The organism is Mucilaginibacter koreensis (assembly GCF_054783355.1).
Window position 1 is genome coordinate 751,038 of the sequence record NZ_BAAGQS010000001.1, and the last position, 12,029, is coordinate 763,066.

The 12,029-nt window shown below is 45.3% G+C and carries 11 protein-coding genes; 5 read left to right on the top strand and 6 right to left on the bottom strand.

Going from position 1 to position 12,029, the window contains the following annotated elements; all coding sequences use genetic code 11:
* Positions 1 to 7 precede the first annotated feature (7 nt).
* From ACYVNW_RS03245 to ACYVNW_RS03255, 3 genes are all read left to right on the top strand, one after another.
* Complete coding sequence (locus tag ACYVNW_RS03245; RefSeq protein ID WP_460678406.1) at positions 8 to 451, top strand: MarR family winged helix-turn-helix transcriptional regulator; 444 nt, start codon at positions 8 to 10, stop codon at positions 449 to 451.
* A gap of 53 nt (positions 452 to 504) precedes the next feature.
* The gene (locus tag ACYVNW_RS03250; RefSeq protein ID WP_460678407.1) at positions 505 to 1,353 is read left to right on the top strand and encodes a universal stress protein; all 849 of its coding nucleotides are present in this window, start codon (positions 505 to 507) and stop codon (positions 1,351 to 1,353) included.
* A gap of 192 nt (positions 1,354 to 1,545) precedes the next feature.
* Complete coding sequence (locus ACYVNW_RS03255) at positions 1,546 to 4,482, top strand: M16 family metallopeptidase (protein WP_460678408.1); 2,937 nt, start codon at positions 1,546 to 1,548, stop codon at positions 4,480 to 4,482.
* A 190-nt stretch (positions 4,483 to 4,672) separates the two neighbouring features.
* On the opposite strand, the gene ACYVNW_RS03260 is transcribed toward ACYVNW_RS03255, so the two are convergent.
* The 4 genes from ACYVNW_RS03260 to ACYVNW_RS03275 all read right to left on the bottom strand — a co-directional run bounded on the left by ACYVNW_RS03260 (position 4,673) and on the right by ACYVNW_RS03275 (position 10,045).
* Positions 4,673 to 5,617, bottom strand: coding sequence for a hypothetical protein (locus ACYVNW_RS03260; protein WP_460678409.1), 945 nt, complete (start codon positions 5,615 to 5,617; stop codon positions 4,673 to 4,675).
* Positions 5,601 to 6,239, bottom strand: coding sequence for a Fe(II)-2OG oxygenase family protein (locus ACYVNW_RS03265; protein ID WP_460678410.1), 639 nt, complete (start codon positions 6,237 to 6,239; stop codon positions 5,601 to 5,603). The genes ACYVNW_RS03260 and ACYVNW_RS03265 overlap by 17 nt, the downstream gene beginning before the upstream one ends.
* Before the next feature lie 602 nt (positions 6,240 to 6,841).
* Positions 6,842 to 7,543, bottom strand: a complete 702-nt coding sequence (locus ACYVNW_RS03270) for an endonuclease III domain-containing protein (RefSeq protein ID WP_460678411.1) — start codon at positions 7,541 to 7,543, stop codon at positions 6,842 to 6,844.
* A 123-nt stretch (positions 7,544 to 7,666) separates the two neighbouring features.
* Positions 7,667 to 10,045 carry a mechanosensitive ion channel family protein gene (locus ACYVNW_RS03275; RefSeq protein ID WP_460678412.1) on the bottom strand — a complete coding sequence of 793 codons (2,379 nt, stop codon included), beginning with the start codon at positions 10,043 to 10,045 and terminating at the stop codon, positions 7,667 to 7,669.
* A 188-nt stretch (positions 10,046 to 10,233) separates the two neighbouring features.
* On the opposite strand from ACYVNW_RS03275, the gene ACYVNW_RS03280 reads away from it, so the two are divergent.
* Positions 10,234 to 10,494 (top strand): hypothetical protein, encoded by a 261-nt coding sequence (locus tag ACYVNW_RS03280; RefSeq protein WP_460678413.1) that lies wholly within the window; start codon positions 10,234 to 10,236, stop codon positions 10,492 to 10,494.
* A 13-nt stretch (positions 10,495 to 10,507) separates the two neighbouring features.
* Here the strand turns inward: ACYVNW_RS03280 and ACYVNW_RS03285 are convergent, their stop codons facing one another.
* Positions 10,508 to 10,900 (bottom strand): VOC family protein, encoded by a 393-nt coding sequence (locus ACYVNW_RS03285; RefSeq protein ID WP_460678414.1) that lies wholly within the window; start codon positions 10,898 to 10,900, stop codon positions 10,508 to 10,510.
* 115 nt (positions 10,901 to 11,015) lie between these two features.
* Here ACYVNW_RS03285 and ACYVNW_RS03290 point away from each other — a divergent pair, with 115 nt between their 5' ends.
* Positions 11,016 to 11,417, top strand: a complete 402-nt coding sequence (locus tag ACYVNW_RS03290; protein ID WP_460678415.1) for a hypothetical protein — start codon at positions 11,016 to 11,018, stop codon at positions 11,415 to 11,417.
* A 175-nt stretch (positions 11,418 to 11,592) separates the two neighbouring features.
* Here ACYVNW_RS03290 and ACYVNW_RS03295 read toward each other — a convergent pair whose 3' ends face one another.
* On the bottom strand, positions 11,593 to 11,934 hold the full coding sequence (locus ACYVNW_RS03295; protein WP_460678416.1) for a HopJ type III effector protein: 342 nt from the start codon (positions 11,932 to 11,934) through the stop codon (positions 11,593 to 11,595).
* Positions 11,935 to 12,029 lie beyond the last annotated feature (95 nt).

Below are 12,029 nucleotides of genomic sequence, written 5' to 3' on the forward strand. Positions count from 1 at the left end.
AAACGTCATGTTAGCCGATACTAAAACCGACCTGGGCATAGAGCTGGGTAAAGCGATTACCGAATTCAGGAATAAGCTTCGCCAATTTATTCACCAAAAGTTTAAGGAGCACCAAATCAACCTTAGCTTCGAAATGCTGGAAGTGCTAGGTTACCTGTGGAAAAAGAACGGCATGAACCAGCAGGAAATTGCAGACCTGACGTTGAAAGATAAATCGAGCATTACTTATCTCATCGATAACCTGGTGAAACGTAACTTGGTTACCCGTGTAGAGGATGATAATGACCGGCGTAATAAACTAATTTTTCTGACTCCCGAAGCACAGCAACTGCGCGAGCAGCTGCACCCCTGGGTGAACGAAATGTATAGCGTGGCCTCTAACGAAATTTCGGTAGATGAAATGCAGTCCATCCTTAAACTCATCAGCAAAATGACCGCTAACCTTTCATAACATTAGTGTAGAGTTAAGCGTTATATATTATAACCAATTAACTCAACCTGCTTATGAAGACGCTACTCGTTCCGGTTGATTTCTCAACCACCTCAGATCATACTTTGAATTATGTAACCGCTTTTTGTAAAGATGCGCCCGTAGGCCGTATTATCCTGCTCAAATCGTGCTATACTTCTATGTATGCCGAGATGTTACCTTCCATTGATTATGTACAGGTAAACGGTGAATACAGCCGGCAGGAACGCCATCAAACCGAGTTACACGTAACCGAGATTGCCAGCCGACTGCAGCAGCACGTAGGTAGCGATATTAAAGTAAAAACCGCCATTAGCCGGCAACCACTGTTGCGGGCCATCCAGGGGATGATTGCTCAGGAGGAGCCCGACTTGATGATCATCGGCAGTGATGGTAACCGTTATGTAGATGAAAGTTATATTGGAGAGCAGGCCATTGGTATTGCCCGCACCAGCACTATATCAGTATTGGTTGTGCCCAGTGGTTATGTTTATGAGCCTGTTAAACGTGTGGTGCTGGCCAATGATTACAAAACTATATTGAAAACCAAGGCCCTGCAGGCACTCGAAAAGCGTTACGATTGGCTGAAACCTCAAATATTGGTACTCAGCGTAAATACGACCAAAGAGCCTGCCACCAATTACCAGGAGCGCAGCCAGATAGAGAATCACCTGCAGCAGTTGTTGCGCAATTATGATTACCAGTTGCATTACGTGAACAACCGTAATGCCTTGAACGCTATTACCGGATTTTCCAGCCAGCACCAGGCGCAGATGATTATCGCTTTGCCGGGCAAACACAGCTTTTTATACAGCCTTACCCACCGTAGTATTACCGACGGTTTATCGGCCCAAGCCAAACAACCGGTATTGATATTAAAATAAATTTTAGTACTGGTGTAGCATTTAGCTACCCGGCTGCGTCATAGGGGTGTTGTTTTAGTTAAATAAAGCAATAATTGTTTGATGGAAAGCCTGCGCGCAATGCGCAGGCTTTTGTTGTTTATGGTGTAACTCAGTTTTTAATTGACACCTGCTGTTTATTCTATATATTTAGCCTTTAAACCTTTAAGTAACATGAACTTTAAACTATTGATGCTGGGCGTATGTGCCAGCGTGGGCAGCTTTACGGCCGCCGTTGCGCAAACCACTTACGCCTGGAAGCAGGCTACCGCTAATGGCTATACCTACAAGTATGTCACCGGCGACCCTACCCATGCCCGCTTCTACACCCTCAAAAACGGCATGACCGTTATCCTAAGCCCAACCCCTAAGCAACCCCGTATTCAAACTTACATTGCCGTAAAGGCAGGCAGCAAAACCGACCCGGCCGACCATACCGGTTTGGCGCATTACCTGGAACACATGATGTTTAAGGGTACCAACAAATACGGTTCTTTAGACTGGCAAAAGGAAAAACCCCTGCTGGATAAAATTGATAACCTTTACGAGCAATACAACTCTACCAAAGACGAGGAGAAGCGCAAAGCTATCTACAAGCAGATTGACCAAACCTCGGGCGAGGCGGCCAAATTTGCCATTGCCAACGAGTATGATAAGATGATGGCCTCAATGGGGGCACAGGGCAGTAATGCCTTTACCTCATTTGAGCAAACCGTTTATACTGAAGACATCCCCAACTCATCGGTTGATAAGTTTTTAACCTTGCAGGCCGAGCGTTTCCGCGAGCCGGTGTTCCGTATTTTCCATACCGAATTGGAAGCCGTGTATGAGGAGAAGAATCGTGGCCTCGACAGCGACCCCCGCAAAGTGCAGGAAGCTTTGTTTGCCGCTATGTTCCCGAACAACAATTACGGCAAGCAAACCACCATTGGTACGGTAGAGCACCTGAAAAATCCGTCGCTGAAAGCCATCCGCAATTATTACTATACTTACTATGTGCCTAACAACATGGGCATCATCATGTCGGGCGATTTTAACCCGGATGTGATGATCAAGAAGGTGGATCAGCATTTCGGGTACATGAAGAATAAGCCGGTGCCTGCCTATACCTTCGGCCCCGAAAAGCCAATTACCAGCCCGATACAGCGCGACGTGAACGGCCCTACACCGGAGAATTTGACTATCGGTTTCCGTTTCCCTGGTGCTAATACGCACGATGCACAAATGCTGAATTTGGTAGGCGATATCCTCACCAACGGTAAAGCCGGTTTGTTCGATTTGGATTTGACCAAAAAGCAAAAATTACTGAGCGCCCGAGCCAGTGCCGAAAACCTGAAGGATTACAGCGTATTGATTTTGCAGGGCAACCCGGTAAAAGGCCAGTCACTGGACGAAGTGCGGGCACTGATGCTGGCCGAAATTACCAAGCTTCGTAAAGGTGAGTTTTCGGATGATTTGATTCCATCCATCGTGAATAACGATAAAAAGAACATCATCCTGCAAAACGAAAATTATGGCAACCGTGCCGGTAACCTGATGGACGCTTTTACTTCTGGCGTAGACTGGCGCAACCGCGTGGCCGATGTAGATGAGCTTTCGAAAATCACCAAGGCGCAAATTGTGGCATTTGCCAACAAGTATTTAACCGATAACGATTATGTAATTGTATACAAGCACCAGGCCGAAGACAAGAGCATTGTGAAAGTAGATAAGCCGACCATTACCCCGGTGGCGGTCAACCGCGATGCACAGTCGGCTTTCCTGAAGTCCATCAACGACATGCCGAGCAACCCGGTATTGCCGCAATGGCTGGATTACGCCCGCGATATACAGCATGCCAAAGCCGGCCCGGTAGATGTGCTGGCCGTGCAAAACAAGGATAACAGCCTGTTCCGCCTGTATTACCGTTACGATATGGGTAGCTACAACAGCAAACTGCTGCCTATTGCCGCCCAGTACCTGCAATTTTTAGGCACCGATAAAATGAGCGCCGAAGATTTCAGCAAGGCTTTTTATAAGCTGGCGGCTTCGTATAACATCAACGCCGGTACTGAGATTACTACGGTAAGCATTAATGGTTTGCAGGAAAACTTCAACGAGGCATTATCGCTGTACGAAGACCTGATTGCCAATTGCAAGCCCGATGAGCAGGCGCTGGCTGGTTTGAAGGCCCGCTTAAAGAAATCGCGCGATAACGCCAAACTGAACAAGGCCGCTATTATGGCAGGTTTGATGAGCTACGCGCAGTACGGCGAGAAGAATCCGTTCAACAACGTATTGACTAATGAGGAATTGGACAACCTGAAGGCTGAAGATTTGGTGAACCTGCTGCACAGCATGGCGCAGTACAAGCATACCATTTTGTACTACGGTCCGCAAACGGCTACACAGGCGGCTTCTACGTTGACTGTGCTGCACCGCAAGCCTAATCAGTTTTCGCCATACCCTACAGCTACCGTGTTTACCCGCAGCAACCCGGAGAAAACCCGCGTATTGTTTGCCGACTATGATATGGTACAGGCGGAAATCAACTGGGTACGCAACGAGGCCCCTTACGATGCTGCCAAAACGCCTACTATTGAGCTGTACAACAACTACTTTGGTGGCGGAATGAGCAGTATTGTGTTTCAAACCATACGCGAGTCTAAAGCTTTGGCTTACTCCACCTACGCCTTTTACCAGGCTCCGGCCAAAAAGGAAGACCCCAACTACTTTGTAGCCTACGTAGGCACCCAAGCCGATAAATTTAACGAAGCCATTGCCGGCATGAATGAGCTGCTGACCGATTTGCCGGAATCTGAAAAAGTGGTAACGGTGGCGCGCGAAAACATCCGCAAATCGTTAGAAACAGATAGGGTGATGCAGGACGATATCCTGTTCAGCTACCTGAACGCCCAGCGCCACGGCCTGGATTACGATGATCGTAAGAATACCTACGCCGCGGTTGACAAGCTAAGCTATGCCGATATCAAAGCCTTCCACGATGCCGAGATCAAAAGCAAGCCTTTCACTTACTGCGTGGTAGCCTCCGAAAAACGCGTAACTGACAACGACCTGAAAAAATACGGTGACCTCACCAAACTGAACTTAACCCAGTTGTTCGGGTATTAATTTAGGTTTTTGCTCGAATAGAAAAGCCGCCTTGTCAGTGATGATGGGGCGGCTTTTTTTAGTATTTATTATTGATCTTTGTAATTAAGCTAATTCCCAACCTAGTACTTACTACAGTTATAGTAAAAGTATTAACATTTTAATTAATAAAAATTTGAATTGATTGTCAGCTATAATCGAAATTAATTCCTTAGTCATTTCCATAGTCCCAGCTGTTGTCAATTGGTAGCTCATGCGCGTCAATACCATAATATTCAGCTGGGTCATAAATTGCAGTTTGAGTAAATTGACCTCCATAGCCAGCCAAACTTAATTCCTGATGACTATTTAATTTAAGATCACAACTGTAGCAAATAAATTTAGTAGGTAAAATTATCTTATCATATGTAATATTACCTTCCACGAACCTATCTTCAGAAATAGATATTACTTTTCCGGATAAAACGCCATCAGCTGGGCAAACAGTGCATTTTTCAAGTTTGAAGTAATCGCCATTGTAGGCTCTTGCTTTTGAAACTCCATTTTCAATTGTAAGCAATTTGTCTTCAGGTGTTAATCCTTCAAAAAACAATTGGGATCTCTTTATTTTTTTCTTTACTTCCTCAATTAACGCATTATTCGATTTGGTTATCATTTCTATTGCGCCGTGAGCTTCATCATGCCCAAACAAATCTATTAGCGTTTTTCCAAAAAAAGCTAATAGGATTTCGCACGCCTTATAGTAATCCGCCAACCACAACTTAATTGGATACGAAAGAAACGCAGCAGAGCCTGAATGCAATTCCTCATTTCGCTTTTCGATCAATTTCAAGCAATTATCAAGTTCAATTCTTGTGAAACCTGTTACTAATTGAGTGCATCTGTCAAACACTGTTTTCGCTACAATAGATTTCGGTGGACCACTTACCTTTTTGTATCCGAATGTGTATAAGATGTTTTCACCTTCACGAGGATCAGCTAATAGAACTGGATGTACACTTGAAAGGGTACACCTACCTAAAAACTCTATAACAAGCGCACTCCAAAAACCAAACATTGGGCTTTCTCTCTGTTCACTCATTGCCTTTTCTGCATAGACTTGACATTTATTCCACAGTAAATCAAAGTCCCAGACGGTTTCAATATTTTCTTTCATTTATTAATATTCGTTTTAAACATCTTTTTGATTGTTCCTCTATCTTAACACTAGGTCTTTTGTGCAAGGTTTCCCAGTTGTTTATGATTAGTACTTTTTTAGGAAACCAGTCTATAGCGACTTCTTTTTGTTTGAAACGTGTTGAATTAATGATATCTTCTAAAACTGAGGTTTCTTTTCTGGATATCATACAGTTAATATCATATCGCATAAAGAGCCTCGTATGCTCTTTATTAGCAGTTATGATAGGAGAATAAAAATCAAGATTTCTTCCCCTAACAAACCAAAATTCTCTTTCTAATGGTTTTAATTCGCTCTCACAAGTATACTTTAATATAGGGTTAATTATTGTGGGTGTAGGGCTATCTATACCTGCTTCATATCTAAACATAATATATTTAGGAGGAACTCTTAAATATGCCCCATCTGTATGATATGGAAATGCACCTAAACCATATCGCATTGAAAGAGAAGGTTTATTCGCCAGTATTGTATCTTTAGGAATGAGAGTATCTATTAAGGGGCCATCAATTCTACTCGGAATTATAGTTCCTAATCTTTGAGCAAAATTAATGTATTCAATATCTGTCATTTCAGTTTCTGCAAAACCTTGTTCTTCCAAAATTGTGATTAGCTTCATAGGAAATCAAAACATTACTTTTCTCAATGAGTCATTGCTAAATGGACATGAGGAGCTGAATTACATATAAATTAACACTTGGAAAACTCACTCATGTGTTTCAAATCTTTTAAATACAACTTAAACCAAATGATTCGGTATAAATTTATTAAATCTTACCTTCACTTACCTTCTTTTTTGAATGTATGTACATCAATTTAAGATTTGAAATGTTTAACAGCTGCTGCAAGGGAAGGTACAAATGCTCTTCACTCGCGCTCGTTTGCAACGAGTGAGTACTCTGTTGAGCGTTTGCAACGCGATTGTATGAGTGTAGAGGGGCGTTACAAACGCCGAACAGAGGCAAGCGTCTCGATTCAAACGAGCGCAAGAAAAGTGTTCATGAACGTTCACGGGTGTTCACGGGTGTTCACGCTCACCAAGTTTAATTATGAATAAAATTTAAGATAGTGATGTATTGATTTAAATATCAACATCTTAAATAGAATTTAAATTCTAATCAGTTAAATTTCACCTACTTAAACGTCATAAAAAGCGTTCACGAGCGTTCACGACACATGAACGTGAACACTGGCACGGTAGTGTCACTTACTCACCAGTTTCTGCCCGGTAGGGCATAAATCCAGCAGCACACATTTTGTGCATTCCGGTTTGTAATGGTGGCATATTTGCTGGCCGTGGCGCATCATTACCTGGTGGTTGTCGTACATTTCCTGGGCGGTAAAATCGGGCGGCAACAGGTCCTCCAATACCTTATGGGCTTTAGCCTCGCCAATTTTGGCATCAATAATACCTAAACGTGCCGCCACCCTAAAGTGGTGCGAGTCTACCGGCAGTGCCTTGGCCCGCAGGTTACTAAAGGAGAGTACCGCCGCGCTGGTTTTGGGGCCTACGCCGTTCATTTCTTCCAGCCATTTACGGGCATCGGCCACGGGCATATCCTGCAAAAAGTTGAGAGATAGGTCGCCGCAACGCTCGGTCACCAGGCGCAGCACCTGCTGTATGCGGGGCGCCTTTTGCTCGGGCCAGGTGCAGGGTTTAATGGCTGCTTCCACCTCGGCGGTAGGGGCATCACGAACGGCCTCCCAGGTACCAAATATCTCCATCAAGTTCTTAAACGCCTGCCCCGAGTCGCGGTTCTTGGTCCGGTGTGATAGTAGTGCCGACACCAGCTCGCTCAGAGGGTCCAGGTCATGAAAGTACTTGATCTGGCGGCCGTATACATCGCTCAGGCGCTGGTGTATCTCCAATACAAACTCTTCTTTGGTGGGCGTGGCTACTAACATAGGTTTATCAGTTTTATAGGCCTCCGCAATTATGCCTTTGTTGAAAACCTGTTGCGGTGGCAGGTAAGTGCACCAAATGTTATGCCGTAATTAATCTATAGTAAAATTTGTTGCCTTGTTGGCCTACATAATCTTCATTTGTGCCTCAGTTAACCTGGTAATCAGCTGCCTGAACAGCCGGTTCTTGAAGGCCGACTCTACGTAGATATTGCTAATCCATACCAGTACCCGCAGTTCAACGGCATCGCCGGCTACGGAGTTAATCAATACCTCCGGCGGCATATTCTTCACGGTATCATCCAGCTTGTCAATCTCTTCTTCAATAATTTTACTGATCGCATCAATATCGGTAGCAATATTCACCTTAAAAAGCAGCTCCGATTTCACATAAGCCGAGTTCAGCGTCCAGTTCACCAGGCGGTTGGAGAGTAAATCCCCGTTAGGGATAATCACCTCCGAGCCCTGCTGCGTGAGCATACGGCTGGAGCGGATGCCAATATCCTGTATCTTGCCTTTCTTATCGGCCAGTTCCACATAATCGCCAATCTGGAAAGGCTTTTCAAAAATCAGGATAATGCCCGACACAAAATTGTTGACGATGTTTTGCATGCCCAAACCAATGCCCACACTCAAAGCACCTAACACTACGGTCAGTTTATCCAGCGGTATACCCGAAGCCGTTACCGCCAGCAAAATGCCGATAATGGCAATCACCAGCCGAATCAGCGTTAATTTGGAACTCTTGTGCTCTACCTGGCTGCTGGAGAAATCCACCGTTTTTTCACCGAACAACACACCCACATTTTTTTGCAATACGTTGGAGATGTAGACAATAACCGCAAAGAACAATACATTATTCAATGTAAAGGTAACGCTGCCAAAAGTGCGCGGTTTAGCTAGAATGTGCTGAATAAAAGCAAACACACCACCGGCAATGCTCAGGTTAATTAAAAACACCAGCACCCACAAAATGACTGCCACAACCGAAAGTGCCTTTTTAAACGAAGCCCGTGTATTGCCGATGTTGAGGCGCGAAAACAGTCCGCCGCCGCAGGAGCTCACTTTGATTTGTAACTCCAGCGCATCAGTAAATATCTGGATAAAGATGGCCAATCCGATGATTTGTGTAAGGCCGATGATTGCTGTAACACTGTATACCTTAGCCAAACTGATACGCCCGAAGATGTTGGATACAATGGAAAAGAAGTTGAGCAGTAAAAAGATGATCAGCACCGGGCGCACAAACTTTTGCGAAATGTTGACCTCCTTCAGCTTTTTATAGAACCGTACGCCAATATACAGGGAAGCTACGTTTAATGCCATTAACCACAAACGCATGTAGACGGCTGTGTGCACGGCGGCATTGGTGAGCACGGTAACCACATATAGCAGTACGATGAATAGCCAGTAACGCAGATCTTTTTGAGGCAGTTTCTTCCAAAAATCAATGGTGAGCAGTATCAGCAGGGCAAACTCAATCAGCTCAATGTACAGTGAGGGCGCATCCGGCTCGAATAGCGGGGTGAGGTTGAGTATCACAATCAGCGTAGCCAGTATAGGGATAGGGCGGATGTATTTAAACTCCAGCTGACCCAGGGTTTGTTGGTTATCGGGCTTTTTTGCATTGCGGTAATTGAGGTACACCCATAAAAAGAAAGCTGCGCCGAATAAGATCAGCAGCGTGCGGTTATCCCAGGTGGATTTCAGGAAATAGCCCAATATTTTATTCTGCCCCTCGTATGAAGCGCTGATGAGCTCACCTACGCTGCTGCCGCGCGCTTCCTGCCTTGGGGCGGCCCATATGTAAGGCGACTCGCGCCCCAAAGCGCTCTGGCCTGAGGTTTTGAGGCGCTCCACAATATTGGCCTGCAAATCGGCCACATCCAGGTACACGGCTGATACATCGGCAAGCAAGCGGCTTACCGTATCGAGGCTGGCGGTAACTGATTTTCCTGCATTTTGCAGCCGTAGTTTGATGTCTACCAGCTGGCGGGTATACAGCTGCTTTTGCGTAGTATCGCCGCTGTTCACAGCCAGTACAGAATCGCTGCTGAGATCAACCACTTCTTTTGACATGCGCTGCAACTCGTTGCTGGATTTTGACAACGTGTTGCGCCAGTTGGTGAGCCGCTCTTGTGAGTTGTTCAGGATGAGCTGGTAACCTTGCAGCGTTTTGGTATCAATTACTTTTTTGGAAACACTGAGGTCAGTTTTAATAGGATTCACGCTGCTGCGGATGTCCTTCAGGTCGATGGTGATCTGCCCCGAGCCATAGCCTTTCTTACTGGCCGCATTAATTTCGGTAATGGCAGCCTGCGCCTTTTGCAGTTTGAAAAGCAAAGTATCGGGTAGCGGAACGCCTGAGTCATTTTTGAGTTCTATTTTGCTTTGCGCCAAAGCGGGAACAGAACCAAACAGGCAAAGCAGCAGCAATGCAAAGTACAGGGTATGTTTGAAGATAAGGGAGTGGCGAATGTAGGAAAAACAGTTACGGTAAATCATGCAGTATACGTTTGTTGGCCAGGCGGGAAGCCGGGCCGCGTTCACAAAAGCACAAGGTGTGCGGTACACAATAAAAAAACTTCAGGCCGCTTTGTTTGGCGAAGGTAAGAATTAGGCCAAACCTGAGGCGTAGCAACAATGTTCTGTTTTTATATTTACCTTGCCTGCCATACATCAATAGCAATACCATGAGCAAAACCAGCACCATTGGCTTCTCCTATAAAGTAGAAGGCGTAACCTTACAGCCAGCAGAGGGCCAGTTGCGTACCACCGGCAGCTTTATCAGCCAGGACATCATCGAGCAAATTAACGAGCAACTAAAGCCACAGCATTTTAAAGTAGACGAGCGCACCTTGCGGCCTAAATACGTAAACGACCAGTTGTACCTGGATGGCTTTGCCATTGAGATACAGGAGAAAAAGGAAGTCGGTTTTTTATCGGGCCGATAACTTCGCTAAACGTTTAGCTGGTTTGGGTGCTTACGGCCCAGTAATTACCGGCAAAATCCATAAAAGCGCCGCGGGTGTCCGGGTCGCCGGGTTTGTTTGCCGGGGTTTCTATCACCTGGCAGCCCTGGGCGATGGCTGCGTTGAAAGCGGCAAATACATCGGGCACGTAAAAGTGTAGCATGGTGGTGTTGGCGACGTAGTTTTCGGTGCTGTTGCTCAACATCAGAACGGTGTCATCCAGTTGCAGCTCGATATGTGCAATGGTGCCGTTCTCATGATCGAACCGGCGCAGTTCGGTGGCGTTAAAAACGGCTTTTAACAGGTCTACCAGTCGCTGGGCATCATCCACAATGAGGTAGGGGGATAGGGAGTTGTAATTTTCGGGTTTGTAGGCGGCGGGCATCATGATTTGATGTATTTGATCTTAAGGGTAGTAAGTTATCAATAAATCTTTAACTGCGCATTGACAATGCATATTACATTGCATAGGTTTGGCATACGGACTGCTTTAGCCTACACCTTTGAATATTAAACTTAGATACTTACTGAACGCCTGCGTTATTATTGCTCTTGTTGACGCTTTGGGCTCACTGGCCTCCCGGCAATTCTACTTCAATTACGCTTTTATCATGCCTGTATCAATTGGGGTGTATACCACATTGGCCTTGTTTGAAAACAAAGTTGGCAGATTAAAAGCTGCGGTAATTTATACGGCCCTGCTTGGTTTATTTGATGCAACTGTTGGTTGGAAAATTTCGCAATTGTTACAAGCAAATACGGGTGCCGTAAATAATCACCCAAGTGCTGCAGTGTGGGCGGCAACTGTGATATTCGTAATGCTTTATGGTGCTTTGCTGAGCCTGCTTACAGCAGGTATTTATAACTTTTTGAGCAAGCGAAAATCTACATTGAACATCAAATAACTGGCTGCTTAATCTGGGTAGGCACTTGATAATCTTTTGCATCACATTACATTATTCTGGAGTTAACCACTTTTGTCATTGCGAGGAACGAAGCAATCTCGTAGCTGTGCATCTTCGCCCTGTATACAACGAGATTGCTTCGTTCCTCGCAATGACAAAGTTTTATACATAAACCTTACTTCGCTTTCAACGCCTCACCTTCAAACGCAATGCCCGCCCAGCCGTGGGCCATAAATTGGCGGATGTTTTGGTGGTCGGTGCTTTCGGGGTGTTGCAATACGGCCTGGTAGTGCTCAGCAAATAAAAGCAGGGTATCTTCAGCGCTGAGGTGGTGGAGCTGGGCAAAGGCAAACACCCTGGCGCTGCCTTGGTTCTGGGTAGCCTCGTTGTAGGCCTCGCCGTTTTTAAAGGCCGTAGGCTGATGCTGGTAATAGGTATCTATAAATTGCAGCACCTCCGCAAACGGAACGGACTGTGTTTTTAAGCCGGCTAACAGGTTGGTGAGTTGTTCTTTCATGATGAGGGCAAAGGTAAGGGATGGTGGATTATGTTTCTGAATAAAAAAGGCACGAGTGTAAGCGCGTGCTGTTGTAAATGATAGCGCCAATAGCT

Excerpts from the sequence above, each read along its gene's own strand:
- ACYVNW_RS03245 (WP_460678406.1), top strand. The coding sequence starts at position 8 with ATGTTAGCCGATACTAAAACCGACCTGGGCATAGAGCTGGGTAAAGCG.
- ACYVNW_RS03250 (WP_460678407.1), top strand. The coding sequence starts at position 505 with ATGAAGACGCTACTCGTTCCGGTTGATTTCTCAACCACCTCAGATCAT.
- ACYVNW_RS03255 (WP_460678408.1), top strand. The coding sequence starts at position 1,546 with ATGAACTTTAAACTATTGATGCTGGGCGTATGTGCCAGCGTGGGCAGC.
- ACYVNW_RS03260 (WP_460678409.1), bottom strand. The coding sequence starts at position 5,617 with ATGAAAGAAAATATTGAAACCGTCTGGGACTTTGATTTACTGTGGAAT.
- ACYVNW_RS03270 (WP_460678411.1), bottom strand. The coding sequence starts at position 7,543 with ATGTTAGTAGCCACGCCCACCAAAGAAGAGTTTGTATTGGAGATACAC.
- ACYVNW_RS03275 (WP_460678412.1), bottom strand. The coding sequence starts at position 10,045 with ATGATTTACCGTAACTGTTTTTCCTACATTCGCCACTCCCTTATCTTC.
- ACYVNW_RS03280 (WP_460678413.1), top strand. The coding sequence starts at position 10,234 with ATGAGCAAAACCAGCACCATTGGCTTCTCCTATAAAGTAGAAGGCGTA.
- ACYVNW_RS03285 (WP_460678414.1), bottom strand. The coding sequence starts at position 10,900 with ATGATGCCCGCCGCCTACAAACCCGAAAATTACAACTCCCTATCCCCC.
- ACYVNW_RS03295 (WP_460678416.1), bottom strand. The coding sequence starts at position 11,934 with ATGAAAGAACAACTCACCAACCTGTTAGCCGGCTTAAAAACACAGTCC.